This window comes from Pseudomonas sp. JV245A (assembly GCF_032424515.1).
In the GTDB taxonomy this organism is placed as follows: Bacteria; Pseudomonadota; Gammaproteobacteria; order Pseudomonadales; family Pseudomonadaceae; genus Aquipseudomonas; species Aquipseudomonas protegens.
In genome coordinates, this window is sequence record NZ_VYKE01000001.1 from 150,946 (window position 1) to 169,659 (window position 18,714).

Genomic DNA, 18,714 nt, shown 5'->3' on the forward strand with positions numbered 1-18,714 from the left:
GGTATTCACCGCCTCCCACAACAATCATGCTCCCCGCGACCATTGCCGCTGTTAGGATTACACTTCAAGGGAAAAGTCCGACTCGCTAAGTGTCGTTGTCCTACGGGGTAGTAATGGATATTCAGATTATTGAACGCGATGGCGAGCCCGAATATGCGGTTCTGCCGTGGGCTCAGTATCAAGCTTTATTGTCAGCCGCAGGTCTTACCGAACAACCACCGCACGCTGCCGCAACTTCTCAGGCAGCGCCACCAGCCCAGAATCTTCCGGGCCTGGATCAATTACGCAGTCTGCGCGAAGGGAAGGGCATCGCCATCGAGGCGCTGGCCCGCAAAGTTGGTATCAGTCCGTCTTACCTGGCCCTGATTGAAAGTGGCGAGCGTCAACCCGACGCTGCGATTCGCCGCAGCCTGGCCTGGGAGTTGACGGTGCCGGGGTGGAGGGAGCAATCGTGAGTGTAAGGATCAGTCGTCAGCACTGGGATGGGCTGTTGGGTGAGCTGGATCAGGCCCGTCGTCAGCGGCATCTTTTAACCTATCGAGCCTTGTTGGAGCGCTTGCAACTGCCCAGCCCGGCCATGCAGACCCTGACAGCGGCGCTGGAGCATCTGGCAGCGCTGGATGCACGGGCCGAACAGCCTTTGCGCAGTTCCCTGGTGATCAGCCAGGGGGCCAGCCGCTTGCCGCGTACCGGCTTCTTCGAGTGCGTGGAGCGTCTGGGGCGTTTTTCCGGCCCTTCCGACGGTGTTGCCGCGGCTTCATGGCATGCCTCGGAAGTGGTGCGGGTCTTCGAGTACGAGTATCCCGAATCAGCGGAGGCTTGAATGTTCCTGGCACTCAAGGCGCGACTCGGCTATTGGCTGGCGCGCCGTTTGTTTCATTGGCCGTGGTTTGTCCGCCAACCCCGTGTCTGGCGTTGGATGGAAGGTCAGTTCGCGCGCATGGCCAATCTTGGCAATGTCGGTGCGCTGAGCTTTTATGGGCACATCCTGACTTTTCGTGGGCAGGGGCTTGGCGCCCGTCAAGAAGGTCAACGCCTGCTGCGTCTGGCTGCACTGGCGGGGGATGGCAAGGCAGCCTATCAGTTGGGCGTGATCAGCCTGGCCGGCTCGCCCAGCAAGGCTCCCGACGCTGTCGAAGCGGCGCGCTGGTGGACGCTTTCGGCTCAGGCCGGGCATCCTCTTGCGGCGCTCAAACTGACGCAGCTCGATCAGCCGACTGATCCCGCAGCGGCTCACTGAGGTTTTGCGCTCCCAGGCTGGCTGCCGCTTCCAGGCTGTCGATCACATGGATGCTGTAGCCCTGGATATTCTTGGCGTGATGCTTGGCCTGGGAGGCCAGCTCCGCCAGTTGGCTGGAGTCCAGTTGGCCACAGGCCTGTGGATACAGGTGCACTACGCCGATGGACAGTGACAGCAAGGGAAATTCCTGACGGATACCTTGCCGATTGGGGGCGACAAAGCAGCCAGCCTCCAGGTGTTCGCTGCGGTAGAAGCGCCGGCACTGGCTGTGGAAGTCATCCAGCAACTGGTTGAGCCGTCGGCGCCAGTCTTCCGGCCCCAGCACCAGCAGAAAGTCATCCCCACCGATATGTCCGACGAAGTCGCGGCTCGGGTCTACCCGGTCGTTCAGGCATTGGGCCAGGCACAGCAGCACCTCATCGCCGCGGCCATAGCCATAGATATCGTTGAAGGGTTTGAAACTGTCGATGTCGACGTAGCAGATCACCGATTCCCGAGCTTGCTGCAGCAGGCGGCTCAGGCACTGCTGGATCGGCACATTGCCGGGCAGCAGAGTCAGCGGGTTGGCGTAGCGGGCTTGCTGGATCTTCAGCTCCGTAATCAGCTTGAGCACATCGATGACCCGCCCCAGCCCCAGATAATGGCCATTCAAGGTGATGATGAAATCTTCCTCGATGCGTTGGCGGGCGCGGCTGGTGATCAGGCGGCTGACCTGCTGCAGGGACTGGCTGAGTTCGACCGCGAGAAAGTCATCGTTCATCAGGCGGCTGATGGGCTTGCGGGCGAACAGGTCGGTGGCAAAGGGCTTGAGCAGGGCGTCGGAGAGCGAGTGCCGATGGACGATGCCGCAAGGCTGCCCCTGTTCGTCCAGCACCGCGAGGGAGTTGAGGTTGGCTTGCCGGCGAAAGGCTTCCAGGACGTTGGCGGTGGGCGTATTGCGGGCAACGGCCGGTTGCTCGTTGAGCAGCGCACTGAGGTCGCTGCCATCATCGTTGAGGGCCGCGCTGGTGTGATCATGCTTGGGCATCATTGCCCGAGCGTCCCTCGGCGGCTGTTCCTGGGGGCGACACAACAGGTAGCCCTGGACCAGGTCGACGCCCATCTCGGTCAGCACTGCCAGTTCTTCGGTCAGTTCGATCCCTTCGGCGATCACCTGGGCGCGGGAGGCTTTTGCGATTTGCAGAATCGAGCCGACGAACTCGCGCTTGAGGGCATCCTGGTGAATGCCGTCGATAAAGTGCCGGTCGATTTTCACGTAGTCCGGGCGCAGCTCCGACCACAGGCGCAGGCTCGAATAACCGGCGCCCAGGTCGTCCAGGGCGATGGAGAAACCCATGTCGCGGTAATGGTGCAGGGCGTTCTGCAGCAACTGGAAATCGTCGATCGGGGTCTGTTCGGTAAGCTCGATCACCACCTGGCTGGGGGGGATGCCGAAGTCCTCAAGCAGCTGCAAGGTACGCCCTGGTTGGTGGGCGGCCTCCAGCAGGGATTCCGGCGAGACGTTGAGGAACAGCTTGCCGGGCAGTTGCTGTTCGCTGAAGCGTTTGCAGGCGCTTTGCCGACAGGCAATCTCCAGCTCGCTCAGGCGCCCGGCCTGGCGCGCGACGGCGAACAGCGCGACAGGGGAGTGCAGAGGGCTGTTTGAGGGGCCGCGACTCAGGGCCTCATAACCCAGGATGCGCCGCTCGGACAGGGAAATGATCGGTTGGAACAGGCTGTGCAAACCGCTTTGAGCCAGGATTGAACTCAATGCACTGAGCTGTTCGGTCGTGGTCATGGCGATCTCTGTCGATAAAAAAGGACCGGGCGCGGCTCTGGCTAGAGAGCGGCGCCCGGTCCTTTATTTCACGACAGAATGATGACTGTTTAATGACGATCCGAGGAGCGATCGAATTAAATTGCCATCATCCTCAGTGCTTGGCCACCGAGGTGTTGAGCTTCAGATAGTCCAGCAGGATGCGCCCGGTTTCACTCAGGTAGGCGTCGTCTTCCGGCTTGGTCTTGTCCGGCTCGGCAGCAGCCAGTGCATCTTCGTCTTCTTTCTTCAGCTCTTTGAGTGGCTCCTCGCCCTTGGCTTTGCGACGGGCGTTTTCCAGGGCCAGTTGCTGGGCTTCGATATCGGCATGTTGCGCCCGACGATCGGCTTCATTGAGGCTGACGGTTTTTTCCGCCATCAGCTTCTGTGCCAGGGCCAGCTTGTCGCGGATGAACACGAACTCCGGATCTTTCGCCGAACGGCTTTCGTGTTCGGCCTTGAGCTGAGCCAGGAACGGTTTGAACGGGTCTACCGCAGGCTTGATGGCCGGGCGGATGGTGTCCCATGGCATGGCTTCAGGCAGGGCGCTTTCGCCGATTTCCTTGGTGTCGATGATCGACGGATAGCCGATATCCGGCAGCACGCCCTGGTGCTGGGTGCTCTGCCCGGAAACCCGGTAGAACTTGGCCAGGGTCAGCTTCAGCTCGCCGTGGTTCAGCGGCTGGATGGTCTGCACGGTGCCTTTGCCGAAGGTCTGGCCGCCGATGATCAAGGCGCGGTGGTAGTCCTGCATGGCGCCGGCGAAGATCTCCGAAGCCGAAGCCGAGAGACGGTTGACCAGCAGTGCCATCGGGCCTTTGTAGAAGGCGCCGGGGTTTTCATCTTCCAGTACATCCACCCGGCCGTCGGCGTTGCGCACCAGCACGGTAGGCCCCTTGTCGATGAACAGGCTGGTCAGCTCGGTGGCTTCCTGGAGGGAGCCGCCGCCGTTGTTGCGCAGGTCGATGACCACACCGTCGACCTTGTCTTTCTGCAACTCGGTCAGCAGTTTCTTCACGTCGCGGGTAGTGCTCTTGTAATCCGGATCACCAGCGCGGAAGGCCTTGAAGTCCAGGTAGAAGGCCGGGATCTCGATCACCCCGAGCTTGTAGTCCTTGCCGTCCTGCTTGAGGTTGAGGACCGACTTCTTCACCGCCTGGTCTTCGAGCTTCACCGCTTCGCGGGTGATAGGCACGATCTTGCTGGTCTGGTCGTTTGGCGCATTGCTGGCCGGGATCACCTCCAGGCGTACCAGGGTGCCTTTCGGACCACGGATCAGCTTGACCACTTCGTCCAGGCGCCAGCCCACCACGTCGACCATTTCCTTGTCGCCCTGGGCCACACCGATGATCTTGTCCGCAGGGGCTACCTGCTTGGTCTTGTCGGCAGGACCTGCCGGCACCAGGCGCACGACCTTGACCTGATCATTGTCGCTCTGCAACACGGCGCCGATGCCTTCCAGCGACAGGCTCATGTTGATGTCGAAGTTTTCCGCGTTATCCGGCGACAGATAGTTGGTGTGCGGGTCGTAGGACATGGCGAAGGTGTTGATGTAGGCCTGGAAGATATCTTCGGCACGGGTCTGGTCCAGGCGCGCCAGCTGGTTCTTGTAGCGCTTGGTCAGGGTTTCCTGGATCTGCTTGGGATCCTTGCCGGCGATCTTCATCCGCAGCACTTCGTCCTTGACGCGCTTGCGCCACAGGTCGTCGAGTTCGGCGGTGGTCTTGAGCCAAGGAGCATCCTTGCGATCGATCAGCAAGGTTTCCTTGGTGGTGAAGTCGATCTTGTCGACGCCCTTGTTAAGCTCGGCCAGGGCGAAGTCCAGGCGGGATTTGACCCGGTCCAGATAGCGCTTGTAGATGGTGAACCCGGCGTTCAGGTCGCCGCTCTTGAGGAAGTCGTCAAACTGGGTTTTCCATTTGTCGAACTCCGCGATGTCGCTGGCCATGAAGTAGCTGCGCGACGGATCCAGCAGCTTCAGGTAGCTGTCGTAGATGATCACCGAGCGCGCATCATCCAGCGGCGGTTTGCTGTAGTGATGACGTTTGAGCAGTTCAACGACATTGAGGCTGGCAATTACCTCATCGCGATCGGGCTGAAGATTGTCCCAGCTATTGGCTGCGAACGTATTGGTCGACATCGGCAGCAGGCCGAAACCAATGAAAAGAGCGAGGGCGGTGCTGGGGAACAAATGCTTCATGCTGATTCGACGCGGGGGCAATTGATAACGCATATTAGGCCGTCTTTGAAGTCGCCGGTTCCATAAGGACCGGTCGCATAATGCAAAAAGCCCGGTGCTACCGCTCCGGGCTCAGTCCAGACTCACTATGGAGGCACTGTGAAAGCATTGCAAGGCGTTGAAGGTCATGTGGAGTGGGTGGAAGAGCCAAGTCCGGCCTGTGATGTGGGGCAAGTTCGCATTCGGGTGGCGGCTGCTGGCCTCAATCGGGCCGACCTGTTGCAGCGTGCGGGGCTCTATCCCCCACCTCCCGGAGCCAGCAAGGCCCTTGGCCTGGAATGCTCCGGGGTAGTCAGTGAAGTGGGCCCGGGTTCGTCCTGGCAAGTGGGTGATCGGGTCTGTGCCCTGCTGGCGGGCGGAGGCATGGCTGAAGAAGTGGTGGTAGATGCCCGCCATGTACTGCCAGTACCCGAAGGGTTGTCCCTAGCCGAGGCCGCGGCGCTGCCCGAGGTCTACAGCACAGCCTGGCTGAATCTGTTCCAGCTGGCAGCGCTCAAGCCGGGCGAGAAGGTCCTGCTGCACGCTGGCGCCAGTGGCGTCGGCTCGGCGGCTATCCAGCTGTGCAAGGCGTTCGGCAACCCGTGCTGGGTGAGTGTTGGTTCAGCCGATCGCCTGGCCTACTGCGAGAGCCTCGGTGCCCAGGGCGGTGTGGTGCGTACCGATGGCATTGAGGCGCTGCGGGACTTTGGGCCTTTTGATGTGATTCTCGACCCGGTGGGCGCCAATTATGTGGCCAACAACCTCAAGCTGCTGGCCCTGGATGGACGTTGGGTGCTGATCGGCTTGATGGGCGGGCGCGAAGCGCAGTTGGACCTGGCCCAGGTGCTGGCCAAGCGGATCCAGTTTCTGGGGTCGACCCTGCGCAGCCGCAATGACCAGTTCAAGGCCGACCTGTTGAGCGACCTTGGACAGAATGTCTGGCCGTTGTTCAGCGAAGGGCGTCTGAGCCCGCAATTGGCCAGGACCTTTGCGATCCAGGATGCAGAAGCCGCTTTTGCGGAGCTGGCGACCAATCAGGTCTCGGGCAAGCTGGTGCTGGTGATCGACCCCAGCCTGACCTGAGCCCTGCAGGAGCCGGCTTGCCGGCGAAGGGGGCGAAGGGGGCGTCAGGCCTGGCGGTCTGTTCGCTGGCAAGCCAGCTCCTACACAAGCCAGCTCCGGGGATCTCTGGGGCGGGTCACTTCCAGTGGTGGATCGGCCAGCCGGCCTTCTGCGCATGTTCACGCAGCACCGGATCCGGGTTCACCACCTGCGGGTGGTCCACGCGCAGCAGCAACGGCAGGTCATTGCGCGAGTCGGAGTAGAAGGTCGCGCCTTCCAGGTTTTCTTCCTCGGCATCCAGCCATTGCAGCAGGCGGGTGATCTTGCCCTCGCGGTAGGTCAGGGTGCCAACGGTGCGGCCGCTGTAGACCCCATGCTGCACCTCCAGCTCGATTCCCAGGACTTCGTCGATACCCAGGCGCGCGGCAATCAGTTTCACCAGGTGGGTGCCCGAGGCCGAGATCACCAGGATCCGGTCGCCGGCCTGGCGGTGGGCGGCAATGGCCTTGCAGGCGTCGCTGAAGATGATCGGCTCGATCACCTCTTCGACCCAGGGTTCGACCAGGTGCGCGACCTCCTCCGGGGTGCGTCCGCTCATGGGTTCCAGGCTGAAGTCCATGAACTCCTCCATGGCCAGCTTGCCATGGCTGTAGGCGTCCATCAGCTCATGGTTGCGACGCATGAACGACTCGCTGTCGACCCAGCCCAGGCGGCCCATCTGCTCGCTCCAGAGGGTGGCGCAGTCGCCGTGAATCAGGGTTTCGTCCAGATCAAAAATTGCCAAGGCCATCAGTGCCGCTCTCTCTTCAGGATCAATTGCGTGAATGCCATCAGGCTACCTCACACAGGGCTGTCGGATCGATGCTCAATGCCAGACGCTGGCCGTCGGCGTGCAGATCATCGGCTGAGCGGTTGAGTACATCCACCACCAGCTCCACGCCTCGGGCCTCGACCCGATAGCGGATCACGTTGCCCAGCAGGCTGTGGCTGCGTACCAGCGCATCCAGTGGGCCTTCCTTGCGCAGTTCGATGGCTTCCGGGCGGATGGCGATGCGGCCGCTGACCGGCCGCTGCAGCAGCTTGCTGGCGCTGTCGGCATCCAGCAGGTTGTAGTTGCCGATAAAGCCCGCGGCGAAGGCGTCCACCGGGGCGGTGTAGAGGGTTTCGGCATCGCCGCTCTGGACGATCCGGCCCTGGTTCATCAGGAAGATCCGGTCGGACATGGTCAGGGCTTCTTCCTGGTCGTGGGTGACGAAGATCGTCGTCAGGCCCAGTTCCCGCTGGATGTTGCGGATCTGTTCGCGCAAGTGCTTGCGGATCCGTGCATCCAGGGCCGACAGCGGTTCGTCCAGCAACAGCAGGCGCGGGCGGGTCACCAGGGAGCGGGCCAGGGCCACGCGCTGGCACTGGCCACCGGACAGCTGGTGCGGGTAGCGGCTGGCGAAGTCGTTGAGCTCCACCAGTTGCAAGGCTTCCTGGACCCGCTTGCGGCTGTCTTCGGCGCCGACCTTCTGCATGCGCAGGCCAAAGGCCACGTTCTGTTCCACGGTCATGTTGGGAAACAGCGCGTAGCTCTGGAACACCATGCCGATCCCGCGTTTCTGCGGGCTCAGGGGCACGATGTCCTGGCCGTCGAGGAGGATCTTGCCGCCGTCCACCGGGGTCAGGCCGGCGATGCAGCGCAGCAGGGTCGACTTGCCGCAGCCGGAAGGGCCGAGCAGGGTGACGAACTCGCCCTTGCGGATTTCGCAATTGATGTCGCTGAATACCGTGGTGCCCGCATAGTTCTTTTGCAGGTGTTGGACGCTGACGAAGCTCATTGGCTTTTGTCCTTGTTCAAGATGTTGGCGGCCCAGGTCAGAAGCAGCACGAAGAAGAAGTAGGAAATCACCAGGGCGCTGGTGAAGTGGCCGCTGCTGTTGCGCATGTTGTTCAGGTAGACCTGCAGGGTTTCATAGCGGGTGCCCACCAGGATGTTGGCGAACACGAACTCGCCGAACAGGAACGAGAAGGACAGCAGCAGCGCCACCATCAGGCCCTTGCGCAGGTTCGGCAGGACCACCAGGAAGGCCGCCTGCCAGGTACTGGCGCCCAGCAGTTGGGCCGCGTCCATCAGGTCCCGCAGGTTGATCGCCTGCAAGTTGTTGGTGATGGCCCGGTACATGAACGGCAATGCCACGGTGAAGTAGCAGCCGATGAGGATCCAGGGCGTGCCGACCATGGCGAAGGGCCCCGAACCATAGAGTTGCAGCAGGCCCACCGAGGACACCACCGGCGGCACCGCGAAGGGCAGCAGGATCAGGATGTTCATCAGCGCATCGAGCCTGGGGAAGTGGTAGTGCACCACGAACAGCAGCGGCAGGATCAGCACCACTGAAAGCACCAGCGCACCCACGCAGACCAGCAATGACTGGCCGAAGGCATTGAGAAAACGTGGGTCGCTCCACAGCTGCAGGTACCACTTGAAGGTGAAGCCGCTGGGCAGGATGGTCGCCGACCAGCTGCTGGCAATCGAGTAGACGAAGGTCCCCAGCAGCGGCAGCAGAAGGATGGCAAACAGCAGGTAGACCATCACTCGGTGGTAGAGCGCGGCGGAGCCGGGTTCAGCGCGAGACATGGTAGCTCCTCTTCAACAGCAGTTGATGGACGATGGTCACCAGGGTCATCAGCGCCACCAGCACCACGGCCAGGGCGCTGGCCATGTTCGGATCCAGGGAGATGTCCCCGGAGACCATGGCGGCGATGCGGATCGGCAGGACGTTGAAGTTGCCGGTGGTCAGCGCGTAGACCGTGGCGTAGGCGCCCAGGGCGTTGGCCAGCAGGATGACGAAGGTGCCCAGCAGCGCCGGGGTCAGCACCGGCAGGCCGATATGCCGCCAGAACTGCCAGCCGTTGGCCCCCAGCAAGGCGGCGGATTCACGCCAGTCCTCGCGCAGGGCGTCGAAGGCCGGGTAGAGCAGCAGCACGCCAAGGGGGATCTGGAAGTAGGTGTAGAGAATGATCAACCCGGTCTTGGAGTACAGGTTGAAGTCCTGAATGATCCCCGACTGCTTGAGCATGATGGTGATGGTGCCGTTGAAGCCCAGCAGGATGATGAAGGCGAAAGCCAGGGGCACCCCGGCGAAGTTGCTGGTCATGTTGGCGAAGGCATTGACGAAGTTGCGCAGGCGCGAATCCACCCGGCGCAGCGAGTAGCTGCCCAGCACCGCGATGATGATGCCGAACACGCTGGACCAGAAACTGATCTCCAGGCTGTACTGGATGGCCTGCAGGTAGAACTTCGAGCTGAAGATCCTGGTGAAGTTGGCCAGGCCCCAGCCGAACTCTTCCGATTGCAGGCTGTTGATCAGCACCCACATCAGGGGGGCAATCTGGAACACGATGAAGAACAGGGCGAAGGGCACCAGGCACAGGGCCGCCAGCCATTTGCCACGGGTGACTGAATTCACTTCAACAGCTCCCGGCAGAAAGGTTTGTCATGGGGCGCGCCCAGCAATTGGCAGACGGTGCCGCACAGTTCGGTCTGTTTCGGCGCGGCAGCGGGGTCGAGGCTGAATGCGTCGCCGAGAACGAACAGCGGGACCTCTCGCTCCTCGGCCAGCAGGCCATTGTGCGAGCGGTCGTTGTTCATGCCGTGGTCGGCCGTCACCAGCACCTGGTAGCCGGCGTCGAGCCAGCCTTGCAGGTAGTCGGCGAGAATGATGTCCGCCGAGCGCGCGCTGTTGCGGTACTGCGAACTGTCCAGGCCGTGCTTGTGTCCGGCGTCGTCGATGTTCATCGGATGCACCAGCAGCAGGTTGGGCTGATGGCGCAGGCGCAGGTCCTCGGCGTCGGCGAACAGATGGGAATCGGGGTAATGATCGCTCCAGTAGAAGTGGCCGTACTGGATCGGCAGTTCAGGGTTTGCGGTGTGCCGGTCTTGCGGGGCGTTGAAGGGCGAACGGTTGTACAGCTCACTGACCCAGTGATAGGCCGCGGCGGCAGTGCTCAGGCCGGCCTCGCGGGCGTAGTGGAACAGGCTGCGCTGGTTGGACAGGCGCGAGACCTGGTTGTGCACGATACCGCTGTCGATCGGCCGCACGCCGGTGAGGATGCATTCGTACAGCGGGCGGGAGAGGGCAGGTAGTTCGCATTGCAGTTTGTACAGGGCGGCGCGGCCAGCACCGACGTAGGCTTGCAGGTGCCCCATGGCGTGTCGGGCAACTTCGTGGTTGAGGCCGTCGAGCACCACAAGGATGACGTTGTGCTTCATGAGGTGGAGGACTCCGGGATCGGGTGTGCAGGCGCCAGCTTGTCGGCGAGCGGCCTGTGTGCGCTTGTCTGTGCAGCGCCTTTGAGCCATTCGCCGGCAAGCCGGCTCCTACAGGGATGCAGCTTTACTGCATGTTGATGATCACTTCTTCCTGCCACTTCTGCGGCAGGCCCTTGGAGGTTTTCTCCCAGGCATCGGCGTCCTTGATCGGTGTTACGTGCTTGTACTGCTCGTTGGGCAGCAGGTTGGCCTGTACGTCCGCCGGCAGGGTCAGGTGCTCGGCACGGATCGGCCGCGCATTGCCGCGGGCCAGGTTGGTCTGGCCGGCGTCGCTGAAGATGTACTCGCGGGTCAGCTTGGCGGCGTTGGGATGCTTGGCGTACTTGTTGATGATGGTGGTGTAGCCGGAGATCACCGAGCCGTCCGATGGGATCAGCACGATGTAGTCGTCCTTGTTGACCATCTTGTTGCGGTAGCTCAGGCCGTTGAAGTCCCAGACCACGCCCACTTCCACTTCACCCTTTTCCATGGTGGCGATGGTCGGGTTGGCCAGGGACAGGCGCCCCTGCTTGGCGATCTCGGCGAACATCAGCAGCGCCGGCTGGATGTTCTTCTCGTCACCACCCTTGGCAATGGCGGCGGCCAGTACGCCGTTGGCGGCCTGGGCCGCGGTGCTCACGTCACCGATGGACACCTTGTACTTGCCCTTTTCCAGGTCGGCCCAGCTCTTCGGCGCTTCGGAGCCGTGCAGCAGCTTCTTGTTGATGATGAAGGCGATGGTGCCGGTGTAGGCCAGCGCCCAGTTGCCGTCCTTGTCCTTGGCCCAGTCCGGGACCTGGGCCCAGGTGCTCGGCTTGTAAGGCTGGGCCACGCCCTGCTTGACCGCGATCGGGCCGAAAGCCGCGCCAACGTCGCCGATATCGGCGCTGGCATTGTCTTTCTCGGCGGCGAACTTGGCGATCTCCTGGGCCGAGCTCATGTCGGTGTCGATGTGCTTGAGGCCATAGGTCTTGGCCAGATCTTCCCAGGTGCCTTTCCAGTTGGCCCAGTCATCGGGCATGCCGACGCTGTTGACCGCGCCTTCTGCTTTCGCAGCGGCTTCCAGGGTTTTCAAATCGTTATCAGCAGCCATGGCGGCGGTGCACAGGGCAATGGTCGAGCCTAACAGTGATGCCAGGAAAAGCTGTTTCATCCGAAGCTCCTTTGGGCGTGTTCAACGCTGCGTTTTATCGACAGTCTTGCGGTGGGTTGGTCTAGGTCAGCAATACCTGAGCCAATTTAGGCGGGTTGGATGACACTTTGATGTCGGTGCCAACGATCGACGCATGGATTAGGGCGCAGGTCCGGGGCTGCGAAATAAGCGTAGACCATGGCCAAACGCCCGCAGAACAAGGATCTGGCGGGTAATTTGCAAGTTGGTGGCAGGCCCGCTGAGCGCCTTTGTCATCTGTCAGTCATATGCATTGCCTAGGCTTTGGGCACGGATGCAGAGCACTGCCCCGGCCATTGCGCTGCCCTGAAACAGTGCTGGTCTAGTCCAGATAGGTAACGTTGATGCGTATTGATGCAACCAAAGCGGTGACAGCCATCGGCCAGGTCCTGCAGGAGCAGATCGCCCACGGGCTGTTGGCGCCCGGTAGCAAGCTGCCGGCCGAACGCAAGCTCAGCGAGCTGTTCGCCACCACCCGCATCACTGTGCGTGAGGCCCTGCTGCAACTGGAGGCCCAGGGCCAGATCTACCGTGAAGAGCGTCGTGGCTGGTTTGTCTCGCCGCCGCGCTTGGCCTACAACCTGATGCAGCGCAGCCACTTCCACGCCATGGTCAGCGCCCAGGGGCGGGTGCCCTCCACCGAGGTGATTTCCGCGCGCCTGCAACCGGCATCGGCGGCGGTCTGCGCCTGGCTGCAATTGCCGGCACTGTCCAGCGTGATCCAGATCTGCCGCGCACGACGCATCGATGAGCGGCTGGTGCTGTATGTCGAGCACTACCTGAACCCCAAGTATTTTCCGAAGATTCTCGATCTGGACCTGAACCAGTCGATCACCGAACTCTATGCCCGGCATTACGACCTGCACTACGGACGGGTGCGCTTTGAAATTGTGCCCACCTCACTGCAGCCGGAAGCGGCGGCGGCCTTGAAGGTCTCGGTGGGCAGCCCGGGGCTGCGGATTGCCCGGGTGAACTATGACCAGCACGAGCGGCTGATCGATTGCGACCTGGAGTTCTGGCGCCATGACGCGATTCATGTCGGTGTTGACGTTCTTTAGGCGCCAGTGTCGTTCGCCGGCAAGCCGGCTCCTACAGGATCACTCCTTTTCCGCGCCGCCGCCTGCGGTGATCACCTGGATGCTCATGCGCGGCGTAGCCAGGTCCAGCCCGGCTTCGTCGAGGTGACGCTTGAGGGACAGGTTGAACGCCCGGGACACTTCCCACTGCTTGATTGGTGCAGTCTTGAAACGGGCACGGAGGATGGCGCTGCCGGACTCGAAACTCTCCACCCCCTGGATTTCCAGCGGCGACCAGATATTGCGGCGCTGCAGGGGGTCGGTGCGCATCTTCTGGCCGACATCGCGCATCAGCTTGATTGCGTCGTCGATTTCCATGTTGTACGGGATCGCCACGCGGAAGATCGCGTAGCCGAACTCCCGGGAGTAGTTCTTGATGCTCTTGATTTCGCTGAACGGGATGGTGTGCACGATGCCGTCGATGTCCCGCAGGCGCACGGTACGGATAGTCAGGCCCTCGACGGTGCCCAGGTGGCCGCCGACATCGACGTAGTCGTCGATGGCCAGGGAGTCCTCGATGATGATGAACAGGCCGGTGATCAAGTCCGCTACCAGGGACTGGGCGCCGAAACCGATGGCCAGGCCGATGACACCGGCACCGGCCAGCAGCGGCGTGACGTTCATGCCCATGTTCGCCAGGGCAACGATGGTGGCAATGATGAAGATCGCCACGAACAGCACGTTGCGGATCAGCGGCATCATGGTTTGCGCGCGCGCGTTGGCCAGGCCCTTGCGCGAGCGGGTCAGGGCGTGATGCACCGCGGTGTCGCTGAGAATCCAGATCAGCCAGGCAAAGATCAGGGTGCCGCCGAGGCTGAACAGCTTGACGCTGACTTCATGGCCATCGCCTTCGGTGAAGCGGATCAGCGACATGCCCCAGACCCGCAGGCCGAGCTCGATGAATGCCAGCCAGACCGCCAGGTGAGCCAGGGTGTAGAAGAAGCTTTTCAGCCGCTCGGAGTACAGCGCATGGCGTTTGTGCCCGCGCTGGGGCTTGAGGGCATGGCGGCGTACCAGGCCGTTGATCACCATGCACAGCACCAGCAGTACCGTGCACAGCAACGACTGGCGCAGGGCGGTGCTGGTGTCGCCGGCGGAAACGAAGGTGGCGAACAGCGAGATACCTACCAGCACCAGGGCCGGCAGGTACCAGAAGGTGCCGATGATCTCGATGGTGTCGCTCAGGGCCCGGCGGGTCAGGCGCCGTGACAGCGGCTGGTTGCGGATCAGGTGGGCGATGGGGCGGCGGAAACGCAGGATGAACACGCCGGTGGACAGCGCCGCCATGACATTGGCGAAGGTCGCCGCGGTATGGGCCAGGTGCTGGCCCAGGCTGGCCACCATGCGTGGGTCGCTCAGGGCCTCGCCAAAGGCGGCGAAGCTGCCGATCCACCACAGCGGGCGGAAGGCCTGGCGCCGCAGGATGTACAGGGCGCGATGGCGGTGCGGGCCGTCGAGTACGGAGAACGCCACCACGCAGATCGCCGAGAAACAGGTGCCGACCACCAGGGCGTAGGCCAGGACCATGGCCAGGTCCTTGCCCAGGGAAGAGGGCAGGGAGTAGGTCATGTAGACCGTGATCAACAGGGCGATCAGCCAGGGGCCGAGCTTGCGCAGGGCAAAGCGCAGCAGGTCCCAGGTCTTGGGATGCTGGGGCAGGTCTTCGGTCAGGCCGAAGCGCAGGCGCACCCGGTGGCTGAGCCAGATCAGCGCTGCTGCCAGCAGGCTCCAGACCATGAGGATCAGGGCAAAGGCAAAGATGATCGGCAGCCACTGGCTGGCTGGCAGCATCAGTGCCGAGAGTTCTTCCTTGGCCAGGTCGAACTCGTCGGACCAGCGGGTAACCGGGCTGTCGGCCCCGGAGAATTGCTTTTCCAGGTTCGACAGGGTGCCGCCGATCAGGCCCAGTACGCCTTCTTCTGGCGTGGGCTGGGCTTTTTTCGTGGCATCTCGCAGTTTCTTCAGGTCCGCCAGCAGCTTGGTCCGTTGCTGGTCGTTCTCCAGGGACTTGATCACCTCGTCCAGGGATTGCCCCAGGGGTTCCTCAGCCTGGGGCTGCGCCTTGGTCTGGTTGCCCAGCAAGCCAGGCAAGCCCACCGCCTGCGCGCTCCCCAGGGGCAGCAGGGTCAGCAGGCAGACGAGCACATAGCAGGGCAGGGCAAAAAGACGAGCGAACACTGGGCGGTCAACCTCGGGAAAAATGGATCGACCGAGTGTACGAGGCCGCCAAATTCAATGCGAGGGTGAGTGCTGCATTTATTCCGCGAGCTTGGCCAGGATCTTGTAGACCACGGTGCCGAGAATCAGCAGCATGCCGATCCACATGCTGAACACACCGAGGTTCTTGTCCCGGAAGTTGAAGCCGATGGCCAGCAGGATCATGCCCGTGAGAATGGGGATGAGCATGGAGTGGAACGAAGACATCGAGATCATGGCGACAGCCTTGTCAGGAGGAGTAACTGTAAGTCTAGGTCGCTTTGTCGCGGCCCGGGTTGATGTGCATCAGAAACAGGCGGGCGTGTGTCCACGCGCCCGCCCTCTGCCTCATGGCAGTTCGTGGCTAGCGTAGAAGGCGCTCAGCACTTTCACCAGATGAGCCAGGTCATGGCTGCCACAGAGCTCGCGGATCGAGTGCATGGCGAAGGTCGGCAGGCCTATGTCCACAGTGCGTACCCCCAGATGGCTGGCGGTGATCGGGCCGATGGTCGAGCCGCAACCCATGTCGCTGCGCACCACGAAGCTCTGTACCGGCACTTCTTCGGCCATGCACAGGTGGCGGAAGAAGCCGGCGGTTTCGCTGTTGGTGGCGTAGCGCTGGTTGCTGTTGACCTTGATCACCGGGCCGGCATTGAGTTTCGGGCCGTGATTGGCGTCATGCTTGTCGGCGTAGTTGGGGTGTACGCCGTGGGCATTGTCTGCGGAAATCAGCAGCGACCTCTGGATGGTGCGGACGAACTCGTCGCCTTCGGGCAGCAGGCGGCGCAGGGTCTGTTCGAGCATCGGACCATCAGCGCCGCAAGCCGAGCAGGAGCCGACTTCTTCATGGTCGTTGCACACCAGTACGCAGGTTTCCTCGCTGTCGGCCGTCAACAGGGCCTGCAGCCCGGCGTAACAGGACAGCAGGTTGTCCAGGCGCGCGCCGGCAATGAAGTCACCGTGCAGGCCGATCACGGCAGCACTCTGGGTGTCGTAGAAGCTCAACTCGTAGTCCAGCACCACATCGGCGTTCAGGCCGTGTTCGCGGGCCAGTTGGTCGGTCAGGACCGCTCGGAAATCCACCCGCTCATCGCCGGCGAACTGGGCCAGGATCGGCGGCAATTCGTTCTGCGCGTTGATCGCCCAGCCCTGATTGGCTTCACGGTTGAGGTGGATGGCCAGGTTGGGAATGATCGCGATCGGCGCCTTGAAGTCGATCAGCTGGCTTTCCACCTTGCCGTCGCGGCGGAAGGTCACGCGGCCGGCCAGGGACAGGTCGCGGTCGAACCACGGAGCCAGCAATGCGCCGCCATAGACTTCGACGCCCAGTTGCCAGAAGCCCTGGCGTTGCAGTTCCGGCTGGGGCTTGACCCGCAGGCAGGGGCTGTCGGTGTGGGCGCCTACCAGGCGGATGCCGCCTTGCAGTGGCGAATGCCGGCCCAGTTTGAAGGCGACGATGGAGGAGTCGTTACGGGTGACGTAGTAGCGGCCGTTGGCTTCGGTGGTCCATGGCTCGCGCTCGTCGAGGCGCTGGTAACCCGCCGCTTCCAGGCGTTGAACGAGGCTGGCAGTGGCATGGAAAGGGGTAGGGGAGGCCTTGAGAAAGTCGATCAGGCCTTGGTTCAACTCTTCGCGCATAAGTAGCTCCAGACAGCAGTGGCGCGAGTTTAACGTATAGGCGGGCCTTGTAGGAGCCGGCTTGCCGGCGAAGAACAGGCGCCGGGGCGACATCGCCGGCAAGCCGGCTCCTGCAGTGGGGGGGTCAGAACGGCGCGGGGCACTCGAAGCGCAGGCGCTCGCCTGTCTGCGGGTGAGTGAAGCTGAGCATGCTGGCATGCAGGCATAGGCGGGGCCAGGCCGCCAGTGCTTGTGGATGGGCATAAAGGCCGTCACCCAGCAGCGGATGGCCGATGGAAAGCATGTGTACCCGCAACTGATGGGAGCGGCCGGTGATGGGGGTCAATTCGACCCGGCACCAGTCGCCGCAGCGCTCCAGCACTCGCCAGAAGGTCAGGGCGTGCTTGCCGAATTCGTGGTCCACCACATGCCGGGGTTTGGTTGGCGGATCATAACGCAAGGGCAGATCGATGCTGCCGCTGTCCAGTTCCGGCTGGCCCCAGCACAGGGCGGTGTAGGCCTTTTCGGTTTCGCGGTCATGAAACTGTCGCGACAGTTCGCGATGGGTATCAGCGTCCCGGGCCAGGAGAATGATGCCCGAGGTTTCCCAATCCAGCCGGTGGACGATACGGGCTTCGGGGTAGCCGTTTTCCTGCAGGCGGGTAATCAGGCAGTCCTTGTTGTCGTCGGCGCGGCCGGGGACGGAGAGCAGCAGGGTGGGTTTGTTCACCACCAGGACGGCGGGGTCCTGATGCAGGATGTGGATATTCGACAACGGCATTGAAACAGCCTCGTAACAAACGCCAACGGCGGCTCGCCGACCTCGATGCAATGCATGAGGCCCGCGAGCCGCCGTGGCTCCCGTCGGATCAATCAGCGATCAGGCAGGGTGATATTGAGTTCCAGGATCGAGCAGCTGCCCTGGTTTTCCAGAGCGACGTGCACGTCGTCGGACCCGATATTGACGTACTTGCGGATCACTTCCACCAGTTCCTTCTGCAAGGCGGGCAAGTAATCAGGGGTGCTGCGCTGGCCGCGTTCATGCGCCACGATGATCTGTAGACGCTCTTTCGCTACCGACGCGGTGCTGACCTTTTTGCTGGCACGAAAGAAGTCAAAAAGATTCATTATCTACCTCCAAACAGGCGCTCGAAGAATCCCTTCTTCTCGACATCAAGGAACCGGTGCTCCACGGTTTTGCCCAGCAGGCGGTCAACCGCATCGCTGTAGGCCTGGCCAGCATCACTCTGGTCGTCGAGAATCACCGGCACGCCCTGGTTGGAAGCCTTGAGCACTGCCTGGGACTCCGGAATGACGCCGAGCAGGGTCACTGCCAGAATTTCTTTGACGTCTTCAACACCGAGCATTTCGCCATTGCTGACACGCTCCGGGTTGTAGCGGGTCAACAGCAGGTGTTCCTTGATCGCGTCCTCGCCCTTTTCGGCGCGACGGGATTTGCTGGCCAGCAGGCCGAGCATGCGGTCGGAGTCACGCACCGAAGACACTTCAGGGTTGGTCACGACAATCGCTTCGTCGGCGAAGTACATGGCCAGGTGCGCGCCTTTCTCGATACCGGCCGGGGAGTCGCAGACCACGAACTCGAAGGTTTCCTTGAGTTCCATCAGGACCTTTTCCACGCCTTCCAGGGTCAGCGCGTCTTTGTCGCGGGTCTGGCTGGCGGCCAGTACGTAGAGGTTTTCCAGGCGCTTGTCTTTGATCAGGGCTTGCTGCAGGTTGGCTTCGCCGTTGACCACGTTGACGAAGTCATACACCACGCGACGCTCGCAGCCCATGATCAGGTCGAGGTTACGCAGGCCGACGTCGAAGTCGACGATCACTGTTTTGTGGCCGCGCAGAGCGAGGCCGGTACCGATAGCGGCGCTGGTGGTGGTTTTACCCACACCACCCTTGCCGGATGTAACCACGAGAATCTTGGCCAAGGTGTTTCACCCCTAAGGAAAAAGGACTTTTAGCCCCTGAAAAACATCTCTTGAAAACTACTGCAGTCGGACAGCCTTGGCTGGAGCTCGGTCAGCGGCAGGGTTTAT

19 protein-coding genes are annotated in these 18,714 nt (G+C 62.1%); 5 read left to right on the forward strand and 14 right to left on the reverse strand.

Going from position 1 to position 18,714, the window contains the following annotated elements:
* Positions 1-113 precede the first annotated feature (113 nt).
* The 3 genes from F6S12_RS00750 to F6S12_RS00760 are packed head-to-tail and all read left to right on the forward strand — an operon-like array spanning position 114 to position 1,240.
* On the forward strand, positions 114-455 hold the full coding sequence (locus F6S12_RS00750) for a helix-turn-helix domain-containing protein (protein WP_015636619.1): 342 nt from the start codon (positions 114-116) through the stop codon (positions 453-455).
* Positions 452-823, forward strand: a complete 372-nt coding sequence (locus F6S12_RS00755; protein WP_003179080.1) for a hypothetical protein — start codon at positions 452-454, stop codon at positions 821-823. Before F6S12_RS00750 ends, F6S12_RS00755 begins: the two co-directional genes overlap by 4 nt.
* Complete coding sequence (locus tag F6S12_RS00760) at positions 824-1,240, forward strand: hypothetical protein (protein ID WP_011062665.1); 417 nt, start codon at positions 824-826, stop codon at positions 1,238-1,240.
* Here the strand turns inward: F6S12_RS00760 and F6S12_RS00765 are convergent.
* A complete protein-coding gene (locus F6S12_RS00765; RefSeq protein ID WP_182999962.1) occupies positions 1,191-3,017 on the reverse strand; it encodes a bifunctional diguanylate cyclase/phosphodiesterase in 1,827 nt (608 codons plus the stop codon). The two genes, F6S12_RS00760 and F6S12_RS00765, sit on opposite strands and share 50 nt — an antisense overlap.
* A 133-nt stretch (positions 3,018-3,150) precedes the next feature.
* Positions 3,151-5,235 carry a carboxy terminal-processing peptidase gene (locus F6S12_RS00770; RefSeq protein ID WP_212805590.1) on the reverse strand — a complete coding sequence of 695 codons (2,085 nt, stop codon included), beginning with the start codon at positions 5,233-5,235 and terminating at the stop codon, positions 3,151-3,153.
* 138 nt (positions 5,236-5,373) lie between these two features.
* Between F6S12_RS00770 and F6S12_RS00775 the strand changes: the two genes are divergently transcribed.
* Entirely contained in the window at positions 5,374-6,336 is a 963-nt protein-coding gene (locus F6S12_RS00775; protein ID WP_011062662.1) for an NAD(P)H-quinone oxidoreductase, read from the forward strand.
* A 115-nt stretch (positions 6,337-6,451) separates the two neighbouring features.
* Here the strand turns inward: F6S12_RS00775 and F6S12_RS00780 are convergent, their stop codons facing one another.
* The 6 genes from F6S12_RS00780 to F6S12_RS00805 form a co-directional block, all read right to left on the reverse strand.
* Positions 6,452-7,105 carry an HAD family hydrolase gene (locus tag F6S12_RS00780; RefSeq protein WP_315868661.1) on the reverse strand — a complete coding sequence of 218 codons (654 nt, stop codon included), beginning with the start codon at positions 7,103-7,105 and terminating at the stop codon, positions 6,452-6,454.
* Between the two features lie 40 nt (positions 7,106-7,145).
* Positions 7,146-8,135 carry an ABC transporter ATP-binding protein gene (locus tag F6S12_RS00785; RefSeq protein ID WP_011062660.1) on the reverse strand — a complete coding sequence of 330 codons (990 nt, stop codon included), beginning with the start codon at positions 8,133-8,135 and terminating at the stop codon, positions 7,146-7,148.
* Complete coding sequence (locus F6S12_RS00790) at positions 8,132-8,932, reverse strand: ABC transporter permease (RefSeq protein WP_015636614.1); 801 nt, start codon at positions 8,930-8,932, stop codon at positions 8,132-8,134. The genes F6S12_RS00785 and F6S12_RS00790 overlap by 4 nt, the downstream gene beginning before the upstream one ends.
* Complete coding sequence (locus tag F6S12_RS00795) at positions 8,919-9,764, reverse strand: ABC transporter permease (protein ID WP_053153218.1); 846 nt, start codon at positions 9,762-9,764, stop codon at positions 8,919-8,921. The genes F6S12_RS00790 and F6S12_RS00795 overlap by 14 nt, the downstream gene beginning before the upstream one ends.
* On the reverse strand, positions 9,761-10,567 hold the full coding sequence (locus F6S12_RS00800; RefSeq protein WP_011062657.1) for an alkaline phosphatase family protein: 807 nt from the start codon (positions 10,565-10,567) through the stop codon (positions 9,761-9,763). The genes F6S12_RS00795 and F6S12_RS00800 overlap by 4 nt, the downstream gene beginning before the upstream one ends.
* A 124-nt stretch (positions 10,568-10,691) precedes the next feature.
* The gene (locus F6S12_RS00805) at positions 10,692-11,759 is read right to left on the reverse strand and encodes an ABC transporter substrate-binding protein (RefSeq protein WP_015636612.1); all 1,068 of its coding nucleotides are present in this window, start codon (positions 11,757-11,759) and stop codon (positions 10,692-10,694) included.
* A gap of 362 nt (positions 11,760-12,121) precedes the next feature.
* Between F6S12_RS00805 and F6S12_RS00810 the strand changes: the two genes are divergently transcribed.
* Positions 12,122-12,835 (forward strand): UTRA domain-containing protein, encoded by a 714-nt coding sequence (locus tag F6S12_RS00810; protein ID WP_011062655.1) that lies wholly within the window; start codon positions 12,122-12,124, stop codon positions 12,833-12,835.
* A 39-nt stretch (positions 12,836-12,874) separates the two neighbouring features.
* Here F6S12_RS00810 and F6S12_RS00815 read toward each other — a convergent pair whose 3' ends face one another.
* The 6 genes from F6S12_RS00815 to minD all read right to left on the reverse strand — a co-directional run bounded on the left by F6S12_RS00815 (position 12,875) and on the right by minD (position 18,606).
* Positions 12,875-15,031, reverse strand: coding sequence for a mechanosensitive ion channel family protein (locus tag F6S12_RS00815; RefSeq protein WP_015636611.1), 2,157 nt, complete (start codon positions 15,029-15,031; stop codon positions 12,875-12,877).
* 78 nt (positions 15,032-15,109) lie between these two features.
* Positions 15,110-15,286: a hypothetical protein gene (locus F6S12_RS00820; protein WP_011062653.1), complete on the reverse strand. Its 177-nt coding sequence runs from the start codon at positions 15,284-15,286 to the stop codon at positions 15,110-15,112.
* Positions 15,287-15,397: 111 nt separating this feature from the next.
* Positions 15,398-16,687, reverse strand: a complete 1,290-nt coding sequence (locus F6S12_RS00825; protein ID WP_011062652.1) for a M18 family aminopeptidase — start codon at positions 16,685-16,687, stop codon at positions 15,398-15,400.
* Between the two features lie 124 nt (positions 16,688-16,811).
* On the reverse strand, positions 16,812-17,447 hold the full coding sequence (locus F6S12_RS00830; protein WP_015636609.1) for an RluA family pseudouridine synthase: 636 nt from the start codon (positions 17,445-17,447) through the stop codon (positions 16,812-16,814).
* Between the two features lie 92 nt (positions 17,448-17,539).
* Positions 17,540-17,794: a cell division topological specificity factor MinE gene (minE, locus tag F6S12_RS00835; RefSeq protein ID WP_007898843.1), complete on the reverse strand. Its 255-nt coding sequence runs from the start codon at positions 17,792-17,794 to the stop codon at positions 17,540-17,542.
* Positions 17,794-18,606: a septum site-determining protein MinD gene (gene minD / locus F6S12_RS00840; RefSeq protein ID WP_011062650.1), complete on the reverse strand. Its 813-nt coding sequence runs from the start codon at positions 18,604-18,606 to the stop codon at positions 17,794-17,796. The genes minE and minD overlap by 1 nt, the downstream gene beginning before the upstream one ends.
* Between the last annotated feature and the right edge of the window lie 108 nt (positions 18,607-18,714).

Bases quoted from the DNA above. Each gene is read 5' to 3' on its own strand.
- F6S12_RS00750 (WP_015636619.1), top strand. From the start codon at position 114: ATGGATATTCAGATTATTGAACGCGATGGCGAGCCCGAATATGCGGTT.
- F6S12_RS00760 (WP_011062665.1), top strand. From the start codon at position 824: ATGTTCCTGGCACTCAAGGCGCGACTCGGCTATTGGCTGGCGCGCCGT.
- F6S12_RS00765 (WP_182999962.1), bottom strand. From the start codon at position 3,017: ATGACCACGACCGAACAGCTCAGTGCATTGAGTTCAATCCTGGCTCAA.
- F6S12_RS00770 (WP_212805590.1), bottom strand. From the start codon at position 5,235: ATGAAGCATTTGTTCCCCAGCACCGCCCTCGCTCTTTTCATTGGTTTC.
- F6S12_RS00780 (WP_315868661.1), bottom strand. From the start codon at position 7,105: ATGGCCTTGGCAATTTTTGATCTGGACGAAACCCTGATTCACGGCGAC.
- F6S12_RS00785 (WP_011062660.1), bottom strand. From the start codon at position 8,135: ATGAGCTTCGTCAGCGTCCAACACCTGCAAAAGAACTATGCGGGCACC.
- F6S12_RS00790 (WP_015636614.1), bottom strand. From the start codon at position 8,932: ATGTCTCGCGCTGAACCCGGCTCCGCCGCGCTCTACCACCGAGTGATG.
- F6S12_RS00800 (WP_011062657.1), bottom strand. From the start codon at position 10,567: ATGAAGCACAACGTCATCCTTGTGGTGCTCGACGGCCTCAACCACGAA.
- F6S12_RS00805 (WP_015636612.1), bottom strand. From the start codon at position 11,759: ATGAAACAGCTTTTCCTGGCATCACTGTTAGGCTCGACCATTGCCCTG.
- F6S12_RS00810 (WP_011062655.1), top strand. From the start codon at position 12,122: ATGCGTATTGATGCAACCAAAGCGGTGACAGCCATCGGCCAGGTCCTG.
- F6S12_RS00820 (WP_011062653.1), bottom strand. From the start codon at position 15,286: ATGATCTCGATGTCTTCGTTCCACTCCATGCTCATCCCCATTCTCACG.
- F6S12_RS00825 (WP_011062652.1), bottom strand. From the start codon at position 16,687: ATGCGCGAAGAGTTGAACCAAGGCCTGATCGACTTTCTCAAGGCCTCC.
- F6S12_RS00830 (WP_015636609.1), bottom strand. From the start codon at position 17,447: ATGCCGTTGTCGAATATCCACATCCTGCATCAGGACCCCGCCGTCCTG.
- minE (WP_007898843.1), bottom strand. From the start codon at position 17,794: ATGAATCTTTTTGACTTCTTTCGTGCCAGCAAAAAGGTCAGCACCGCG.